Origin of the sequence: Micromonospora costi, from assembly GCF_003626655.1 — a bacterium.
Classification (GTDB): Bacteria; Actinomycetota; Actinomycetes; order Mycobacteriales; family Micromonosporaceae; genus Micromonospora; species Micromonospora costi.
The window spans coordinates 936,456-955,254 of sequence record NZ_RBAN01000003.1 but is presented as its reverse complement, the minus strand read 5'-3'; the positions used below and the strand labels follow the sequence as shown (position 1 = coordinate 955,254).

The 18,799-nt window shown below is 73.8% G+C and carries 18 protein-coding genes; 12 read left to right on the top strand and 6 right to left on the bottom strand.

From position 1 onward, the window contains the following. The first annotated feature begins 404 nt into the window (after positions 1–404). Positions 405–2,939 (top strand): ATP-dependent Clp protease ATP-binding subunit, encoded by a 2,535-nt coding sequence (locus D7193_RS21105; protein WP_120781188.1) that lies wholly within the window; start codon positions 405–407, stop codon positions 2,937–2,939. 518 nt (positions 2,940–3,457) lie between these two features. On the opposite strand, the gene D7193_RS21100 is transcribed toward D7193_RS21105, so the two are convergent. Next, complete coding sequence (locus D7193_RS21100) at positions 3,458–4,402, bottom strand: HhH-GPD family protein (RefSeq protein ID WP_120781426.1); 945 nt, start codon at positions 4,400–4,402, stop codon at positions 3,458–3,460. Between the two features lie 199 nt (positions 4,403–4,601). Between D7193_RS21100 and D7193_RS21095 the strand changes: the two genes are divergently transcribed. The 3 genes from D7193_RS21095 to D7193_RS21085 all read left to right on the top strand — a co-directional run bounded on the left by D7193_RS21095 (position 4,602) and on the right by D7193_RS21085 (position 6,520). Then, on the top strand, positions 4,602–5,114 hold the full coding sequence (locus D7193_RS21095; RefSeq protein WP_120781187.1) for a glycine cleavage system transcriptional repressor: 513 nt from the start codon (positions 4,602–4,604) through the stop codon (positions 5,112–5,114). Further along, positions 5,111–5,671, top strand: a complete 561-nt coding sequence (locus D7193_RS21090) for a peptide deformylase (RefSeq protein ID WP_120781186.1) — start codon at positions 5,111–5,113, stop codon at positions 5,669–5,671. Before D7193_RS21095 ends, D7193_RS21090 begins: the two co-directional genes overlap by 4 nt. 120 nt (positions 5,672–5,791) lie before the next feature. Continuing rightward, positions 5,792–6,520, top strand: a complete 729-nt coding sequence (locus tag D7193_RS21085) for a hypothetical protein (protein ID WP_120781185.1) — start codon at positions 5,792–5,794, stop codon at positions 6,518–6,520. Positions 6,521–6,580: 60 nt separating this feature from the next. Here the strand turns inward: D7193_RS21085 and disA are convergent, their stop codons facing one another. From disA to D7193_RS21065, 4 genes are all read right to left on the bottom strand, one after another. After that, on the bottom strand, positions 6,581–7,756 hold the full coding sequence (disA, locus tag D7193_RS21080) for a DNA integrity scanning diadenylate cyclase DisA (protein WP_120781425.1): 1,176 nt from the start codon (positions 7,754–7,756) through the stop codon (positions 6,581–6,583). A 130-nt stretch (positions 7,757–7,886) separates the two neighbouring features. Then, complete coding sequence (radA, locus tag D7193_RS21075) at positions 7,887–9,341, bottom strand: DNA repair protein RadA (protein ID WP_120781184.1); 1,455 nt, start codon at positions 9,339–9,341, stop codon at positions 7,887–7,889. Positions 9,342–9,430: 89 nt separating this feature from the next. Further along, a complete protein-coding gene (locus D7193_RS21070; protein ID WP_120781183.1) occupies positions 9,431–10,174 on the bottom strand; it encodes a hypothetical protein in 744 nt (247 codons plus the stop codon). A gap of 139 nt (positions 10,175–10,313) precedes the next feature. Next, on the bottom strand, positions 10,314–11,201 hold the full coding sequence (locus tag D7193_RS21065) for a UbiA family prenyltransferase (protein WP_377456093.1): 888 nt from the start codon (positions 11,199–11,201) through the stop codon (positions 10,314–10,316). Between D7193_RS21065 and D7193_RS21060 the strand changes: the two genes are divergently transcribed. The 4 genes from D7193_RS21060 (at position 11,200) to D7193_RS21045 (ending at position 14,951) form a co-directional block, all read left to right on the top strand. After that, on the top strand, positions 11,200–11,955 hold the full coding sequence (locus D7193_RS21060) for a methyltransferase domain-containing protein (protein WP_120781181.1): 756 nt from the start codon (positions 11,200–11,202) through the stop codon (positions 11,953–11,955). The two genes, D7193_RS21065 and D7193_RS21060, sit on opposite strands and share 2 nt — an antisense overlap. Before the next feature lie 42 nt (positions 11,956–11,997). Beyond that, the gene (locus D7193_RS21055) at positions 11,998–13,164 is read left to right on the top strand and encodes an acyl-CoA dehydrogenase family protein (RefSeq protein WP_120781180.1); all 1,167 of its coding nucleotides are present in this window, start codon (positions 11,998–12,000) and stop codon (positions 13,162–13,164) included. Positions 13,165–13,230: 66 nt separating this feature from the next. After that, complete coding sequence (locus D7193_RS21050) at positions 13,231–14,289, top strand: type III polyketide synthase (RefSeq protein WP_174242684.1); 1,059 nt, start codon at positions 13,231–13,233, stop codon at positions 14,287–14,289. Positions 14,290–14,312: 23 nt separating this feature from the next. After that, the gene (locus tag D7193_RS21045) at positions 14,313–14,951 is read left to right on the top strand and encodes a hypothetical protein (RefSeq protein ID WP_120781179.1); all 639 of its coding nucleotides are present in this window, start codon (positions 14,313–14,315) and stop codon (positions 14,949–14,951) included. A gap of 46 nt (positions 14,952–14,997) precedes the next feature. On the opposite strand, the gene D7193_RS21040 is transcribed toward D7193_RS21045, so the two are convergent. Then, the gene (locus D7193_RS21040) at positions 14,998–15,684 is read right to left on the bottom strand and encodes a hypothetical protein (RefSeq protein WP_120781178.1); all 687 of its coding nucleotides are present in this window, start codon (positions 15,682–15,684) and stop codon (positions 14,998–15,000) included. Between the two features lie 330 nt (positions 15,685–16,014). Here D7193_RS21040 and D7193_RS21035 point away from each other — a divergent pair, with 330 nt between their 5' ends. Genes D7193_RS21035 through D7193_RS21020 form a run of 4 tightly spaced genes read left to right on the top strand, consistent with a single transcriptional unit; the run spans position 16,015 to position 18,787 of the window. Beyond that, positions 16,015–16,500, top strand: a complete 486-nt coding sequence (locus D7193_RS21035) for a CarD family transcriptional regulator (protein ID WP_007073334.1) — start codon at positions 16,015–16,017, stop codon at positions 16,498–16,500. Between the two features lie 56 nt (positions 16,501–16,556). Beyond that, a complete protein-coding gene (ispD, locus tag D7193_RS21030) occupies positions 16,557–17,252 on the top strand; it encodes a 2-C-methyl-D-erythritol 4-phosphate cytidylyltransferase (protein ID WP_120781177.1) in 696 nt (231 codons plus the stop codon). A gap of 16 nt (positions 17,253–17,268) precedes the next feature. Then, on the top strand, positions 17,269–17,751 hold the full coding sequence (gene ispF, locus D7193_RS21025; RefSeq protein ID WP_120781176.1) for a 2-C-methyl-D-erythritol 2,4-cyclodiphosphate synthase: 483 nt from the start codon (positions 17,269–17,271) through the stop codon (positions 17,749–17,751). 10 nt (positions 17,752–17,761) lie between these two features. After that, positions 17,762–18,787 carry a tetratricopeptide repeat protein gene (locus D7193_RS21020; protein ID WP_120781175.1) on the top strand — a complete coding sequence of 342 codons (1,026 nt, stop codon included), beginning with the start codon at positions 17,762–17,764 and terminating at the stop codon, positions 18,785–18,787. Positions 18,788–18,799: the final 12 nt, after the last annotated feature.

Below are 18,799 nucleotides of genomic sequence, written 5' to 3'. Positions count from 1 at the left end.
GGCCTTCGGTGCCGGACGGGCCGGGCCGGGCGGGAAGAAACCCCGGCGGGCGGGCGTTGTCCACAGCCGGTGGAGATTTCGTCCACAGCCTGTGGATGACTTCCGGCGGTCCCGAGCGGGCCGCGTACACGCGGATCCGGCCCCCGACGGTCCGGACGGCCCGTCGACGGGCCGGCGAGAATTTCGCTCTACGCGTAGCGCCGGAGGTACCGGAACACCTCCTGAGCGCGCACGGTTGTGCAAAACGACGCGTACCCGGCTCCCGCCGGAGACACACGACCTCAGCTGAGTCGGTCCGCGGCGATAGAGTAATGAGGCACGGACGCCCGTCCCGGACGTCCGCGCACCGGCCCCGCCAAGATCTTTGACCATCAAGGCGCACGGCACGTGAGGAGCACGAGGGCATGTTCGAGCGGTTCACCGACCGAGCGCGACGGGTTGTCGTCCTGGCCCAGGAAGAGGCCCGGATGCTCAACCACAACTACATCGGTACGGAACACATCCTGCTGGGCCTGATCCACGAGGGCGAGGGCGTCGCGGCCAAGGCTCTGGAGAGCCTGGGCATCTCGCTGGAGGGCGTCCGGCAGCAGGTCGAGGAGATCATCGGCCAGGGCCAGCAGGCGCCGAGCGGGCACATCCCGTTCACGCCGCGGGCCAAGAAGGTGCTGGAGCTGTCGCTGCGCGAGGCGCTGCAGCTCGGCCACAACTACATCGGCACGGAGCACATCCTGCTCGGTCTGATCCGCGAGGGTGAGGGCGTCGCCGCCCAGGTGCTGGTCAAGCTCGGCGCCGACCTCAACCGGGTCCGCCAGCAGGTGATCCAGCTGCTCTCCGGCTACCAGGGCAAGGAGCCGGCCGCGGCGGGCGCCGCGGCGGGTGAGGCCGCGCCGTCGACCAGCCTCGTGCTGGACCAGTTCGGCCGTAACCTGACCCAGGCCGCCCGCGAGGGCAAGCTCGACCCGGTCATCGGGCGCGAGAAGGAAATCGAGCGGGTCATGCAGGTGCTCTCCCGCCGTACCAAGAACAACCCGGTCCTGATCGGTGAGCCCGGCGTCGGCAAGACCGCCGTGGTGGAGGGGCTGTCCCAGAAGATCATCAAGGGCGAGGTGCCCGAGACGCTGAAGGACAAGCAGCTCTACACGCTCGACCTCGGTGCGCTGGTCGCCGGTTCCCGCTACCGCGGTGACTTCGAGGAGCGCCTCAAGAAGGTGCTCAAGGAGATCCGCACCCGGGGCGACATCATCCTGTTCATCGACGAGATCCACACCCTGGTGGGTGCGGGTGCCGCCGAGGGCGCGATCGACGCGGCGAGCATCCTCAAGCCGATGCTGGCCCGTGGTGAGCTGCAGACCATCGGCGCCACGACCCTCGACGAGTACCGGAAGCACCTGGAGAAGGACGCCGCTCTCGAGCGCCGGTTCCAGCCGATCCAGGTGGGTGAGCCCTCGCTGGCCCACACCATCGAGATCCTCAAGGGTCTGCGCGACCGCTACGAGGCGCACCACCGTGTGAGCATCACGGACGCCGCTCTCGTGGCCGCCGCCACCCTGGCCGACCGGTACATCTCCGACCGCTTCCTGCCGGACAAGGCGATCGACCTGATCGACGAGGCCGGTGCCCGGATGCGGATCCGCCGGATGACCGCGCCGCCAGACCTGCGCGACTTCGACGAGCGGATCGCCCAGGTCCGCCGCGACAAGGAGTCCGCGATCGACGCGCAGGACTTCGAGCGCGCCGCCCAGCTGCGGGACAAGGAGAAGCAGCTCCTTGGCCAGAAGGCGCAGCGGGAGAAGGAGTGGAAGGCCGGTGACCTGGACGTCGTCAGCGAGGTCGACGACGAGCAGATCGCCGAGGTGCTCGGCAACTGGACCGGCATCCCGGTCTACAAGCTGACCGAGGAGGAGACCTCGCGCCTGCTGCGCATGGAGGACGAGCTGCACAAGCGCGTCATCGGCCAGGAGGACGCGGTCAAGGCGGTCTCGAAGGCGATCCGGCGTACCCGCGCCGGCCTGAAGGACCCGAAGCGTCCGTCGGGCTCGTTCATCTTCGCCGGCCCGTCCGGCGTCGGTAAGACCGAGCTGTCGAAGGCGCTGGCCGAGTTCCTGTTCGGCAGCGAGGACGCCCTCATCCAGCTGGACATGTCCGAGTTCCACGACCGCTACACGGTCTCCCGGCTGGTGGGTGCCCCTCCCGGCTACGTCGGCTACGACGAGGGCGGGCAGCTGACCGAGAAGGTGCGGCGTCGGCCGTTCTCGGTGGTCCTCTTCGACGAGATCGAGAAGGCCCACCCGGACGTGTTCAACACGCTGCTCCAGATCCTGGAGGACGGTCGGCTCACCGACGGTCAGGGTCGGATCGTGGACTTCAAGAACACGGTCATCATCCTGACCACCAACCTCGGCACGCGCGACGTGGCGAAGGCGGTGTCGCTGGGCTTCCAGGCGTCGGAGGACTCGGAGTCCAACTACGACCGGATGAAGCAGAAGGTCAACGACGAGCTCAAGCAGCACTTCCGGCCTGAGTTCCTGAACCGGATCGACGACACCATCGTCTTCCACCAGCTGCGTCAGCAGGAGATCCTGTCGATCGTCGACATCATGGTCGCCCGGATCGAGACCCAGCTGAAGAACAAGGACATGGGCCTCGAGCTGACCGACAACGCGAAGAAGTACCTGGCGACCAAGGGCTTCGACCCGGTGCTCGGTGCGCGTCCGCTGCGTCGCACGATCCAGCGCGACATCGAGGACAACCTGTCCGAGCGGATCCTCTTCAACGAGCTGACCCCGGGTCAGATCGTGGTGGTGGACTGCGAGGGCGACCCGAACAACATCGACAAGTCCAAGCTCGTCTTCCGGGGCGCGGACAAGCCGGTGACCGTGCCGGACGCCGTCCCGGCCGACCTCGGTGGCACCGCCGCCGCGGCTGGCGCGGACGAGTAAGGCACCAGCAGCAGGGGCGGGGCCCCGGTGGCGCAAGCCGCCGGGGCCCCGCCTTTTGCATACCCAGCCCAGCCGCGTCGCGCCTGCGCGCCGATGGGTCGGCCGGGACGCCCGGGCGGGCGCCTCTGGGCGCCTCGAGCGTCGCCCCTGCGCCGATGGGTGGCAGGGGTGCAGCTCGCCGCGCATGATCGCGCAGTTTCAGGGATGTAGTCCCCTCGTGCCGGGCCGGAGGGGACAACATCCGGGATGTAGTGGCCTCGCCGGGCCCGAGGTCGGGGCCTCGCCAGGCCGCAGGACGCCCGGACGCACCCGCCCCAAGCACACGGGCCCTTGAAGCGCTCCGGACCCCCAGCGCACGCAGCGCCCCCTGCCGTGATCGACTCCGTTTCGCGGAACTGGCGGTGTCGGAGCGCGGCGGACACCGCCACATCGGCGATCTGGTGATGATCTCGCCGGGCGCGCCGGTCGGCGAGGGCCGCGCGGGCATCGGCGCGTGCGGGCGGTGGATCAGGCGCTCATCAGCGGGAGAGGTCGGGCACGGGTGCCGCGGCGTGGTCGGCGAGGTCGGGTGCGGGCAGGGTCGGGCCGTCGCCGACGAGGCGGAACGTCTCCCCGTCGACGGGCTCCACGAGGCCGTCCTGAACGAGGCCGGCCAGTGCCCGGGCTCGCTGTGTGCCGTCGGCCCACACCTGGTCGAGCCGCTGCCGGGGCACCGGGCCGGTGGCGTCGCGGAGCACCGCGAGCAGCAGTCCGCGTACCTGGCGGTCGGTGCCCGCGTACCGCTGGGGCCGGCGGGTGGGCCCGGCCGGCGTCTCCTGGCCGGACGCGCGCCAGGCGCAGATCGCCTCGACCGGGCAGCGGTCGCACCGTGGGGAGCGGGCGGTGCAGATCACCGCACCGAGTTCCATGAACGCCGCGCTGGCCAGCGCCGCGGCGGCCGGCTCGTCGGGCAGCAGCGTCTCGGTGGCGGTCAGGTCGGCGGGGCGGGTGGTGGGGCCGGCGTCCGGTTCGCCGGCCACGGCGCGGCAGACCACCCGGCGTACGTTGGTGTCGACCACGGGGTGCCGCTGCCCGTACGCGAAGGCGGCGACGGCCCGTGCCGTGTACGTCCCGACGCCGGGCAGGGCCAGCAACTGGTCCAGCCGGTCGGGGACCTCCCCGCCGTGGCGCTCCACGATCGCCACCGCGCACTCCCGCAGCCGCAGCGCCCGTCGCGGATAGCCGAGCCGGCCCCACATCCGGATCGCCTCGGCGGGTGTGTCCTCGGCCAGCGCGGCCGGTACGGGCCACCGGGCCAGCCACGCCTCGTACGCGGGCAGCACCCGGACCACCGGCGTCTGCTGGAGCATCACCTCGCTCACCAGGATCGCCCAGGGGCTGACACCCGGTTTGCGCCACGGCAGGTCGCGGGCGTTCTCCTCGAACCAGCGGCTGACCAGGGTGGCGAACGTCGGCTCAGTCATCGTGCCGCCGATGATGTCACGCCGCCGACCCCGGGCGCCCCGGCGGCCGGCCACCCCGCCACGAGGCACGGGACGGTCCCGACGCACGGAACCGGGGAGAGGCACGGGACCGGTCCCGACGCACGGGACCGGTCCCGAGGCGTGGGCGGCCCGGACGGGGCGGCGCGGGGTCGGGCGCTGGATCGGGCAGAATGCCCGGATGAACGAGCTCGCGATCACCGTCATCGGCCGGGACCGGCCGGGCATCGTCGCCGACGTCGCCGAGGTGCTCGCCCGGTTGGGTGCGAACCTCACCGACAGCACGATGACGCGCCTGCGCGGACACTTCGCCATGACTCTGATCTGCGTGGGCCCGGCCGCCGCGGATGTCGAGGCCGCGTTGGCGCCGCTCGCCGGCGACGGCCAGCTGCTGGCCACCGTACGCGCGGTCACCCCGGACGGCGGGGCGGCGTCGGGCGGCGAGCCGTACGTGATGGCGGTGCACGGGGCCGATCGGATGGGCATCGTGGCGGCGATGACCCGCGTGCTCGCCGAGGCCGGCGGCAATGTCACCGACCTGAGCACCCGGCTGGCCGGCACGCTCTACGTGGTCGTCGCCGAGGTGGACCTGCCCCCGGGCAGCGCCGGGGAGCTGGCCGGACGGCTGGACCGGGCGGCCGCCGAGCTGGGCGTCGAGGTCAGCCTCCGGCCGGCGGATCCGGACCTGCTGTGAGCGACGCGTACGCCGGGCTCGGCGACTGGACGCCGGAGGCGCTGGGCGTCGACGGTGCGGTGCGTCCCGTGGTCACGGCCCCGCACCCGGTGCTCAGCCGGGAGGGCGGTGCGGTCGACCCGACCGCGGCGGAGACCGTACGGTTGGCGGCCGACCTGATCGCCACGATGCGCGTGGCGCCGGGCTGCGTCGGTCTGGCGGCACCGCAGGTCGGGGTGGGCGCCCAGGTCTTCGCGGTCGACGTGACGGGTCACCCGAAGGCGGTGACTGTGCACGGCACGTTCGTGCTCTGCAACGCGCGCGTGGTGGAGGCGACCCGGTGGAAGCCGGGACGTGAGGGGTGCATGTCGGTGCCGGACCTGACGGGGGACGTCAAGCGGGCGAGCCGCCTGGTGGTGGAGGGTGACCTGCCGGGCACGGGCGCGGCGGTGCGGCTGGTGACGGACGGCTTCGAGGCGCGGGCTCTGCAGCACGAGATCGACCACTGTGCCGGCCTGCTGTTCCTCGACCGGGTCGCCGGCGCGCACGCCATCTACCAGCGCAAGGTCTACCTCTGAGCCCACGACCGCGCCGGCGGCCCACCGTCGACTGTGGACGCTTTGGACCGTCGTCGCCGTCAACCTTCCGGCGCGTCGTGCCGCGCCCGCGGGGTGGTGCGCCGCTACGGTGGGGGAATCATGCGTCTGACGGTCGGCCCCCTGCCACCCGCCGTGTACTGGCGGCGTCGCGCCGTCGTACTCGGAGCGGGGCTTCTCTTCCTGATTGTCCTGCTCTACTCGTGCACCGGGTCGGGCAACAGTGGTGACAAACGGCCGCAGGCCGGGGCGAGCCCGACGTCGACGGTCAGTCCCAGCCCGACAGGCTCGATCCTCACCCCGACGACCGGCTCGCCGCCGCCCGAGGCGTCCGCCGATGCCTCCGCCGGCACCGGTGAAGGTGGCACGACCGCCGACCCGCCCCCCTCACCGACCGAGCATGCGCCGGTGGCGCCGGCGGCCGGCGTCGGCGACGGGAGCTGCACGGACACCGAGATCAAGGTGACCTCCGTGGCGCAGCCGGCGAGCGTCCGGAGCGGGGCGGCGGTCGACCTGCAACTCAAGATCAAGAACACGTCCGACCGTACGTGCAGCCGTGACGTGGGTGCCGACCTGCAGGAGCTCTTCATCAAGTCCGGTGCCGAGAAGGTGTGGTCCTCGGACACCTGCGGCACGGCCAAGGGCAAGGACGTGCAGTCGTTCACCCCCAACTTCGAGCGCATGTACCAGGTGACCTGGAACGGCCAGGACGCCAGCCGGTGCGCCGACGGGGTGGCCAACGGCCCGGCGGTGCAGCCCGGCACCTACCAGGTCTTCGCCCGCGTGGGCACGAAGCTCAGCGAGCCCACGAAGCTGACCATCACCGACTGACCGCCGGCTCCGACCGCCCGACCCGCGCCGACCGGTCGCGGGACGAGGCGGGCGGGCCGCTCAGACGTAGCGTTCGAGGATGGACGCCTCGGCGAGCCGGGACAGGCCCTCGCGGACACCGCGCGCCCGGGCGTCGCCCACCCCCTCGACGGCCTGGAGATCCTCCACGGTCGCGCCCAGCAGCCGCTGGAGGCTGCCGAAGTGCACTACCAGCCGGTCCACCACCGCCGTGGGGAGGCGCGGCACCTTGGCCAGGAGCCGGAAGCCGCGCGGGCTGACGGCCGCGTCCAGCGCGTCGGAGGCGGCCGGGTAGCCGATCGCCTTGGCGACCGAGACCAGGTCGATGAGCTCGGTGGCCCCCAGCAGGTCCAGTTCGACGAGCGCCTCGTCGAGGGTGCGCGACTTGCGACCGGCCGGGAGGTAGTCCCGGATGACCAGGGTGCGGTCGGCGTCCACGCCGGCCATCAGCTCGTCGAGCTGGAGGGCCAGCAGCCGGCCGTCGGTGCCCAGCTCGACCACGTAGCCGGCGATCTCGTCGGCGATCCGGCGGACCATCTCCAGCCGCTGCACCACGGCGACCGCGTCCCGGACGGTGACCAGGTCCTCGATTTCGAGCGCGGAGAGCGTGCCGGAGACCTCGTCGAGCCGGAGCTTGTAGCGCTCGAGGGTGGCGAGGGCCTGGTTGGCCCGGGACAGGATGGCCGCCGAGTCGTCCAGCACGTGCCGCTGGCCGTTGACGTAGAGGCTGATGATCCGCATCGACTGGCTGACCGAGATGACCGGGTAGCCGGTCTGCCGGGCCACCCGCTCGGCCGTGCGGTGCCGGGTGCCGGACTCCTCGGTGGGGATGGACGGGTCGGGCATCAGGTGCACGGCGGCCCGGACGATGCGGGTGCCGTCGCTGGACAGCACCACGGCGCCGTCCATCTTGCACAGCTCCCGGACCCGGGTGGCGGAGAACTCCACGTCGAGCGGGAACCCGCCGGTGCAGAGCCCTTCGACCACCTTGTCGTAGCCGAGGACGATCAGGGCGCCGGTGCGGCCCCGCAGGATCCGCTCGAGGCCGTCGCGCAGGGCGGTGCCGGGCGCCATGAGCGCCAGATTGGCGCGCAGCGGGTCACCCGCGGCGCTCCCGGTCACGTTCACGCTGATCGGACGGGCGGGCGAGCCCACGGCGCCGGTGCGGGCGTGGGGCGTCGCGCCGGCAGGCTTGGTGGTATCGCGGTCGATCGGCACGGGCACAGTCTACGGACTGCCGTGCGGTGGGTGCTGTCGTGGTTACTGTGATGTGTCACGATGCCTCCGTCCGGGCCGTGACGCGCTGTCCGGTATCGCCCTCGCGGTACCGCCGTGCGGCCACCGTCGGTCACTCCGCCGACGCGCGCGCCGCACTCTGGAGGGCCGTCCGGACATCGGTGACCTCGATCACCCGCATCTGCTCGGGGCCCGCCCCGGTCGACTCCGGGCCGCAGCCGGGTGGGACGAGTGCGATCCGGAAGCCCAGCCGGGCGGCCTCCGCCAGCCGGCGGGGCACGGCACCCACCCGCCGGACCTCGCCGGTGAGCCCGACCTCGCCGATCGCCACGAGGTGGGGCGCGATGGCCAGGTTGAGCCCGCCGGACGCGACCGCCAGCGCGACGGCGAGGTCGGCCGCCGGCTCCACGACGCGGATGCCGCCCACCGTGGCGGCGAAGACCTCCCGGTCGTGCAGGGTGAGCCGCTCCGTACGCCGTTGCAGCACCGCGAGCACCATGGCGAGGCGGGCCGAGTCGAGCCCGGAGACCGTGCGCCGGGGCGAACCGGCCACCGTGGCGCCGATGAGCGCCTGGACCTCGGTGACCAGGGCCCGCCGCCCCTCCATGGCCACGGTCACGCAGGTGCCGGGCACCGGCTCGGAGTAGCGGGTCAGGAACAGCCCGGACGGGTCGGCGAGGCTCGTGATGCCGCCCTCGTGCATCTCGAAGCAGCCGACCTCGTCGGCCGCGCCGAACCGGTTCTTGACGCCGCGCACCATCCGCAGCGAGGAGTGCTTGTCGCCCTCGAAGTGCAGCACCACGTCGACCAGGTGCTCGAGCACCCGGGGACCGGCGACCTGGCCGTCCTTGGTGACGTGGCCGACCAGCACGGTGGCGATGCCCCGCTCCTTGGCCACCGAGACCAGCGCGGCGGTCACCGCCCGGACCTGGGTCACCCCGCCCGGCACGCCCTCGGTGCCGGACGTGGAGATGGTCTGCACCGAGTCGAGCACGAGCAGGCCCGGCTTGACCGCGTCGAGGTGACCGAGCACGGCGGCCAGGTCGCTCTCGGCGGCCAGGTAGAGCTGGTCGTGCAGCGTGCCCATCCGTTCCGCCCGCAGGCGTACCTGACTGACCGACTCCTCACCGCTGACGACCAGCGACGGGCTGCCCGCGCCGGCCGCCCACTGCTGCGCCACGTCGAGCAGGAGGGTGGACTTGCCGACCCCGGGTTCGCCGGCCAGCAGCACCACCGCGCCGGGCACCAGACCGCCGCCGAGCACCCGGTCGAGCTCGCTCACGCCGGTCGGGCGGGCCCGGGCGGGCGCGGCGCTGATGGTGGCGATCGGTCGGGCCGGCTCGGCCGGCATCCGGGAACTCACCACGCGGCCGGAGACGGTCGGGCCGGTGAGGGTGCACTCGACCACGGAACCCCACTCGCCGCACTCCGGGCAGCGCCCCACCCACTTGGGTGGCTGGTGGCCGCACGCGTCGCACTCGTAGGCCGGCCGGGGGTCGCGGCCGGCGGCCCGGCCGCGCGTGCCGGTGGCCGCTCCGCGGGCGGAGGTGGATCGGGACGTCGTCACACGAGGACGCTAGCCCGGGCGTACGACGAGGAGACCGCCGGCGTGGTGGTCGCCACGCCGGCGGTCTCCTCGGAAGGTGGTGGGCCGGGTCAGTCGTGCTCCTCGCCGAAGCCGCCCTCACGCTCGATGATCGGGGACGCCGGGGCCGGCGGGGTGAACGGCACGGCGATCGGCGCCGGGCCCGTGATGGTGTTGCCGTTGCCGAAGTCGAAGGTCAGGAAGACGTTCTGGCCGGAGCGCAGCGCCTCGTTGAGGCCGATCAGCTGGAGCTGCCGGCCGCTCGTCTGGTTCAGCTGCGCGTAGCTCAGCGGGGCGATCTCGATCCGGGCCGGCTGGCCGGCCGGGGTCGGGCTCGCCGACGGGCTGGCCGATGCCGAGCCGCTGGGCGAACCCGACGGGGAGCCGCTGGGTGAACCGGACGGGGAACCCGACTCGGACGGGCTGGCCGACACCGAGTGCGACGGGGTCGCGGCGGCCGACTCCGACGGCGACGGGGTGGCCGAGGCGCCGGTCTCGGTGAGCAGCACCTCGCGGGCGTCCTGGGTGGTGACGGTGACCGTGACCGGGTCGTGCGAGTCGTTGTAGATCACGGCGCTGAGCAGCGCGTTCTCGCCGGCCTTGTAGCCCTCGACACCGGGGAAGTCGACGAGCAGGCCGCGCACCGCGAGCTGGCCGTTCTCGGTCTGGATGTTGACGCCCTGGACCGACGGCTCCTTGACGGCGGTCTCGGCGATCTGACCGGCGCCGCAACCGGACAGCAGCAGGCTCGTCACCGCCGCCGCCCCGGACAGCAGCAGGGCCGCCCGCCGGGAACCCCTGATCGAGCGCGTCACGTCGGTCCTCCTCGTCACGATCACACCCGGTGCGTACGCCGGGCACGCTGGCCATGCCCGCGCAGACCGCGCTCCAGGGTAGTTGGGGCTGATCGAGGGCCGCACGCCGACCCGGGGACTCCACCTCCGGGTGTGACTCTCAGACCACCCGTCCGCTCGTGACCAGGAGAACCACGTCGATGAGCGCCACCAGCATCACCGCCCGGAAGGCGGCCACGGGACGCCGCCCGGCGCGGGTCGCGGCGCGTCCCCCGTACCAGCTGACCGGCGGCACCACGACGGCGGCCAGCACGGCCGCGAGCCCGACCGCGGACGGCGGCCCGGGCGGGCCGAAGACCAGCGTGCCGGTCGCCGCGAGCAGCAGCACGGCGGCGGCCGCCCGGCTGCCGGCGGCGCCGAGCCGGTGGGGCAGCCCCCGTACCCCGGTGCGGGCGTCGTCGGCCAGGTCGGGCAGGACGTTGGCGAAGTGCGCGCCGGCGCCGAGGCAGGCACCGGCGGCGAGCAGCCAGACCGGCGGCGCCGGCGCCCCGGGCAGCGCGAGCACCACGAAGCCGGGCAGCGAGCCGAACGAGACCGCGTAGGGCAGCACCGACACCGGGCTGGACTTCAGCGGCCAGTCGTAGAGCAGCGCGGAAATCAACCCGACGGTGACCCAGAGCGCCGCCATCGGATTGGTGACCATCCCGAGTACCGGGGTGGCGAGCGCCGCGACCACCGCCCCCACGGCCACCGTGCGGCGGGCCACGGCACCCGCGGGGATGGGCTTGTCGGTACGCCCCACCGCGGCGTCCCGGTCGGCGTCGAGCACGTCGTTCGCCCAGCCCACGGCCAGTTGGCTGGCCAGCACGGCGAGCACCACGGCGGCTACGCCGCCCGGCCGGTGCCCCACGCCGACGGCCAGCAGACCGGCCACGAGGGTCACCGCGGCGGCCGGTTCCGGGTGGCTCGCCCTGACCAGCCCTAACACCGTTGTCGACATAAGGGAAGTCTGGTCGTTGTCGGGGAGACATGCCACGCTCGGACCCATGCGAGACGTCGCGCCGCAGTCGACCCGACACCGGGTGCTGCCGCGCAACGATCCACGCCAGTACGACGACCTGTCCGGCGAGTGGTGGCGGCCCGACGGCGTGTTCGCGATGCTGCACTGGATCGCCGAGGCGCGGGCGTCCCTGGTGCCGCCCGCCGACCGTCCCGACGCGCTGCTGGTGGATCTCGGCTGCGGCGCCGGGCTGCTCGCTCCGCACCTGGCCGGCAAGGGCTACCGGCACGTGGGCGTCGACCTGACCCGGTCGGCGCTCGCCCAGGCGGCCGCGCACGGCGTCACGGCGGTCAACGGGGACGTCACCGCCGTCCCGCTGGCCGACGGCTGCGCAGACGTGGTGTCCGCCGGTGAGGTGCTCGAACACGTACCGGACTGGCGGGCCGCCGTGGCCGAGGCGTGCCGGCTGCTCCGGCCGGGCGGCCTGCTCGTGGTGGACACCCTGAACGACACGGTGTTGAGCCGGGTCGTGGCGGTCCACATCGGGGAGCGGCTGCCGACCGTGCCGCGCGGCATCCACGATCCACGGTTGTTCGTGGACGACCGGGAGCTGGTCGCCGAGTGCGCACGGCACGGGGTGGAGCTGCGGGTGCGCGGTGCCCGGCCCGAGCTGCGCGGTCTGATCGGCTGGCTGCTGCGCCGGGTACGTGGCGCAGCCGCCACGGAGGCGCGGACGCCGCGGATCGTCCCGACGCGCTCGACCGCGGTGCTGTACCAGGGCTGGGGGGTCCGGAAAGGATAGTCGGGCCCGGCGGGGGTAAGGGACGCCGAGAAGGGGGCGGAAATGACGGTGCACGCGCTGGAGGCGGCCCGCAGGTTGGCGCCGCGACTCGCCGCCCGGGCGGCCGAGCACGACCGGGACGGCTCGTTCCCGGCCGCGGACTTCGAGGATCTGCGCGAGGCGGGCCTGTTCGGCCTCATGGTCCCCCGCGAGCTGGGCGGGCTCGGGGCGACCTTCGCCGAGTACGCCGCGGTCGCGACCGAGCTGGCCCGCGGCAACGGGGCGACCGCGCTGGTGTTCAACATGCACGCCTCCGTGACGGGCGCGCTCGGCGCGGTCACCGAGGAGCTGGCCGAGTCGCTCGGCGTCCCGGACGACGCCCTCGCGGCCCGGGACCGGCTGCTCAGGGCGGCCGCGGAGGGCTCCTGGTACGCGGTGGCGATGAGCGAGCGGGGTGCGGGCGCCCGGCTCTCCCAGCTCAGCACGGTCTACGAGCCGGTCGAGGGTGGCTGGCACGTCAAGGGCAGCAAGACGTTCTGCTCGGGCGCGGGCCATCCGGACGGCTACCTGGTCGCCGCGCGCAGCGCCACCGACCAGTCGGTGGTGTCCCAGTTCCTGGTCCCCGCCGGCGCGGGGATCACCGTCGAACCGACGTGGGACTCGCTGGGCATGCGCGCCACCGCCTCGCACGACCTGCACCTGGACGTGACGATCCCGTCCGACCGCCTGCTGGGCGGCGTGGAGGGGCTGGCGCTGGTGGTCGCCCAGCTCATGCCGCACTGGCTGGTGGCCAGCTACGCGGCGGTCTACGTCGGGGTGGCCCGGGCGGCCATCGAGGCCGCCGCCGAGCACCTGAACGCCCGCAACCTCGCCGGGCTGCCGGCCGTACGGGCCCGGCTCGGTCGGGCCGACGCGGCGGTGGCGGCGGCCGAGCTGGTGGTGGCGGAGGCGGCCCGGCGGGTGGACGAGGCGCCGGGCGACACGGAGACCAACCGCTGGGTGTGGCGGGCCAAGCTGCTCGCCGGCACGACCGCGGCCGACGTGGCCGCGTCCATGCTGGAAGCGGCGGGCACGTCGGCGACCCGGCGGGGTCATCCGCTGGAGCGGCTCTACCGGGACGCCCGCTGCGGCTCGCTGCATCCGGCGACCTCGGACGTCTGCGCCGACTGGCTCGGCATCGCCGCGTTGGGCGGTGACCCGGACCGCGACGGCTCGGCGCCTCGTTGGTGAGCGTGGGGCCGCCGGGGGCCGTCCCGGCGGAGGGACGGTCCTGGGGTGGGCGGCGTCGGACGAGAGGTGGGGATCGTGTCGGTACCAGTGATCGCGGGCCTCGGGACGGCACAGCCGCCGTCGGCCCGCCAGGACGAGTTGTGGGACGGTTTCTTCTCGCGGCACTTCACCGGTGCCACGCGGTCGCTGGCGCAGCGGATCTTCGCCAACTCGGGGGTGACCACGCGGCAGGCCGCGGTCAACCCGCTGCTGGAGGACGTCTCCGACTGGCCGACCGAGCGGCGGATGCGCCGCTATCTGGTCGAGGCGCTGCCGCTGGGTAAGGAGGCGGTCGGGCGGGCGCTGACCGCCGCCGGCCTGGACGCCGGTGACATCGGGATGTTCATCGTCTGCTCGTGCACCGGGTACGCCACCCCGGGCCTGGACATCCTGCTCGCCAGGGACCTCGGGATGGCGCCGGACACCCAGCGGATGTTCGTGGGGCACATGGGTTGCTACGCCGCGCTGCCCGGGCTCGGCGCGGCGAGCGACTTCGTGACGGCGCGGGGCCGCCCCGCGCTGCTGCTCTGCGCCGAGCTGACCAGCCTGCACATCCAGCCGTCGACGGCGCGGGTGGACACCCAGCAGATCGTCTCGCACGCCCTCTTCTCGGACGCGGCGGTCGCGGCCGTGGTGCTGCCGGGCGGCCCCGGGTACGCGCTGCGCGAGGTGACCTCGGTGACCGACACGTCCACGGCCGACCACATGACCTGGGACGTGACCGACGCCGGTTTCCGGATGGGGCTGTCGCCGAAGGTGCCCCAGGTGCTGTCGACGCACGTCCGCGGGCTGGTCGACGACCTGCTCGCGCGGCACGGCACGAGCATCGCCGCGGTGGACGGCTGGGCGGTGCACCCGGGCGGGCCGCGCATCCTCAACGTGGTCGAACGCGAGCTGGCACTGCCCACGGAGGCGCTGGCGGCGTCCCGGGCGACGCTGGACGAGCACGGCAACTGCTCGTCCCCGACCGTGCTGCTGATCCTGGACCGGCTGCGCCGGGCCGACGCCCCGCCCGAGCGGATCCTCATGCTCGCGTTCGGCCCCGGCCTCACCCTCTACGCCGTCCTGCTCGATCGACAGGCCTGAGCGTGCCGACCTACGCTCGTTCCATGGACGACGACGCGGGGGCCCGGCTGAGGGGCGGGGTGCTGATCGGGGCGGCGGTGCTCGCGCTGCTGGCGGGCGGCTGGTGGTGGCAGGCCAACGCCCCGGCGTCGGGTCCGGCGCCCGTGGCGGGCGCGGCCGGGGGCGCCGGCTCCGCGCCGGGCGCGCGTCGGGCGCCGGAACGGCCGGAGTCGGTGGCCCGGGTGGTGGTGGACGCGGAGACGGGTGAGGTGCTGCGCGCCGACGGCCTGCCCGGGGTGTCGATCGACCCGCGGACGGGCATGGTCACCGACGTCGGTGGCGCTCCGGGCGAGCTGTTCTACCGGCCCGACCCGGAGGGTGGGCTGCCCCGGTTCGCCCTGACGACATGGCGCGTGGCGGAGACGCTCGTCCCGGGCAGCCCGGTCGTCCGGCAGGCGTCCGACGACGGCGGTCGCTACCTGCTCCAGTACCGGTGCGTGCGGCCCGGCACACTGCGGGTGCGGGTCACCGGCGCGCAGATCGACGCGCCCTCCCGGGTCGACTGCGACGGTACGGTCACCACCGCGCGGGTCGCGCCGACGAGCGGGCCCATCCGCGTCTCGCTGTCCGCGGTGGGCAACGGGCCCATCGTGGCCGAGGCGCAACTCGTCGCCCTGCCCTGATCCGCCCCGCTCCGACCGTGGGCGGCGACCCGGGCGGTCGGCCGCGTCAGGCGCCCAGCCGGGCCAGGTCGGCCCGGTACGCGTCGACCGGCCCGAGGTCGGGCAGGACGCGTACCACCACGCCGGCCCGGTCCACCAGCACCGCCGCGGCGGTGCCCGGACGGGGTGCCAGGTGCAGGAAGGAGCGCAGGCCGCCGGCGGGGTCGGCGAGCGACCGTACGCCGGAACCGGCCGCGGGGGCGCTCCGGTCACCGGTGACGGTCACGACGCTCACCCCGGGCGGCGCCGCCGCGGCGGCCTCGGTCACCCGCTCGGCGCACGCGCACGCGTCCACCAGGATGATCATGGCGGGCAGCAGGCCGCGCAGGGGCACCGGGTCCTGCCCGGTGTCGACGAGGTCGAGCGCGGGCAGCGGCCGGCCGGTCAGCGCCGCCGGTGGCGCGGCCGGGCTGGGGGTCGAGCGGTCGGCGGAGCGGGTGGAGCGGGGCCAGGTGACGGCGGCCAGCCCGGCGAGTGTGGTGAGCACGGCCACCACCAGGATCAGCAGGGGCAGGCCCGGCACGGGCCGGCGGCCGTTCGGGCGGCGGGCGGCACGGCGAAGCTCACGGCGTACCTCGGCGGCCTCGCGGGCCAGCGCCGAGGCGTCGTCGGGCACGACCACCCGGCCCCACTCCGGTGGCAGGTCGGGCAGCCCGTCGGACGGCCCGTGTCCCTCTGCGTCCGGCATGCTCATCGGACCCCCTGGAACCGTCTTCGAAGAGCCGACAGCGGCTCGCCTTCCAGCGTCGCGCACCCGGGGCTGCTCCCGCTACACCTGGGCGGGGCAGCGGCCAACGGGATACCATGGGAGGAGCGCATAGCCCTTGATCTCGGCGTTCCGTTCACCCGTACCGGCATGTCATGCGGTCGTCACGGAACGTGTTCGATCCATTGGTTTGGCCGCCTGTCAAGCCGAAGAAATACCTCTCACAGGGCCCCTGAGCTGCGCCAACGGTCAGGACAGCGGTGAGACAGCGATGCCTGAGCGTGTTACCCTAGACACAGCGAAAGGGGTTTCGAACCTATGGTTTTCAGTGTCGGCGAGACCGTTGTTTACCCCCACCACGGGGCCGCACTCATCGAGGCAATCGAGACTCGGGTCATCAAGGGCGAGCCCAAGCAGTACCTCGTCCTGAGGGTCGCGCAGGGTGACCTGACGGTCCGGGTTCCGGCTGAGAACGCCGAGATCGTGGGTGTGCGTGAGGTGGTCGGCGAAGAGGGCCTCGGCAAGGTCTTCGACGTCCTCCGGGCTCCGCACACCGAGGAGCCGACCAACTGGTCGCGGCGTTACAAGGCGAATCTGGAGAAGCTGGCCTCCGGCAACCCGCTGAAGGTGGCCGAGGTCGTGCGTGACCTGTGGCGGCGGGAGCGGGAGCGGGGCCTCTCCGCGGGCGAGAAGCGCATGCTCGCGAAGGCCCGCGACATCCTGGTCGGCGAGGTCGCGCTGGCGGAGAAGAGCACCAAGGACGAGGCGGAGACGCTGCTCGACAAGGTGCTGACCGAGGCCTAGTCGGCACAGCATCGACGTACCCAGTTCGTAGCGAACAAACCACCGAGGACCGCGACGTGACCGCGCAGCTCAATCCGCGCGGTGACGTCGCGGTCCTCGTGCCTGCGGCGGGTGCGGGCGTACGGCTCGGCCCCGGCCGGCCCAAGGCCCTGCGCCTGCTCGCGGGTGAACCCCTGCTGGTGCACGCGGTACGCCGGCTCGCGGCGGCCGGCAGCGTGCACACCATCGTCGTGGCGGCGCCCGCGGCCGAGGTCGACGCCGTACGCGAGCTGCTGGCTCCGGTCGCCCCGGTCACCGTGGTGCCGGGCGGCGCGGAGCGCCAGGCGTCGGTGGCCGCCGCGCTCGCCGCGGTGCCCCCGGGTCCCGAGATCGTCCTCGTGCACGACGCGGCCCGGGCGCTGACCCCGCCGGAACTGGTCGAGGCGGTGGCCGCGGCGGTCCGGGCGGGCCGACACGCGGTGATCCCCGTGCTTCCGGTCGTCGACACGATCAAGGAGGTCGGCGCCGAGGAGGTCGTCCTCGGCACGGTCGACCGGTCCGCCCTGCGGGCGGTGCAGACCCCCCAGGGTTTCCGCCGGTCGGTCCTCACCGCCGCGCACGCCGCGGCCGGCGGCGCGCTCACCGACGACGCCGGCCTCGTGGAGAAGCAGGGCGTGCCCGTCTTCTGCGTGCCGGGCTCGGAGTACGCCCTCAAGATCACTCGCCCGTTCGACCTCGCGCTGGCCGAGCATCTGCTGGCCAACGCCGGCTGACGCGTACCCTCTCACCATGATCGTTCCCCGGGTCGCGATCGGCACCGACGTGCACGCGTTCGAGGCCGGCCGGCCGTGCTGGGTCGCCGGCCTGCTCTGGCCCGACCAGGACGGCCTGGCGGGCCACTCCGACGCGGACGTGGCGGCCCACGCGGCCTGCAACGCCCTGCTGTCCGCGGCCGGCCTCGGTGACCTGGGCACGAACTTCGGCGTGGGGCAGCCGGAGTGGGCCGGCGCTTCGGGGGTGGCGCTGCTCACCGAGACCGCCCGCCGGGTGCGGGCCGCCGGTTTCACCATCGGCAACGTCTCCGTCCAGGTCGTCGGCAACCGGCCCAAGATCGGGCCGCGCCGGGCGGAGGCCGAGCAGGTCCTCTCCACCGCCGTCGGCGCGCCGGTCAACGTCACCGCCGCGACCACCGACGGGCTCGGCTTCACCGGTCGCGGCGAGGGCCTCGCCGGGATCGCGGTGGCCCTGGTGTACGAGACGCCGGCCCCCTAGGCTCGCCGCGATGTCCAGTGACGCCGCCTCCGACCGGTCCGCCGCCGACGGCTTCCTCCAGCGCGCCCTGCTCCTGGCCGAACTCGGTCGCTACGACGAGGCCGCCGCGGAGGCGGCGCAGACGATCGCGCTGGAGCCCGCCAATCCGGTCGCGTTGACCCTGCTCGCGCGCCTCCACCTGGCCGCCGGCCGCCCCGGTGAGGCGCTCACCCTCGCCGACGCGGCCGTGGCCGCCGCACCCGGCACGGTGCCGCCGCTCGTGGCCCGCGGGATGGCGCTGGGCGACCTGGAACGCTGGGCCGAGTCGGCGCGGGCCGCCGACGAGATCCTGGCGATCGGCCCGAACGACGCGAACGCGCAGCGCAGCGCGGCCGCGATCCTGGCCGGCTCGCGCAACGGCCAGACGGCGCTCAACGCGGCCTGGCGCGCGGTGGAGCTGGATCCGGAGGCGCCGCAGTCGCACCTGGCGCTCGGCCTGGTGGCCGCCAACATGCGATTGTTCGACCTCGCCGAGCGGGCCTACCGGGAGGCGCTGCGCCTCGACCCGGAACTCGCGAGGGCGCAGCACGACATCGGTGTCATCCGGCTTGAGCAGCGGCGCTGGAGCGAGGCGCTGCAGCACCTCGCCGAGGCCGCCGCCATGAGCCCGGGTCAGGTCAACTCCGGCCGTACGATCTCCGCCGGCGTGCGGCAGCTCGTGGTCTACGGCGCCGGCTGGTCGATGCTCACGGCCGTGCTGATCGCTTTCGCCGCGCCGGCCGGCGCGGGACTGTCCCGCGTCGCCGCGGTGTTCGCGGCAGCGGTCGGGGCCCTCGTGGTCTGGCGCTTCGCGGCCCGGCTGCCCGGGTTCTCCCGGACGGTCCTGCCGGGGTTGCTCCGCTCCGACCGTGGCCTGGCCGTGGCGGTCTACGCGATGGCCGCCGCGCCGGTGCTGATCCTCCTGTACGCCCTGGTCGGCAGCCCGTGGCCGCTGGTGCTCGCCATCGCCGCCGCGGCCGTCGCCGAGGTCGTGGTCTTCACCCGCACCCCGGTCTGACCTGTCGCACCT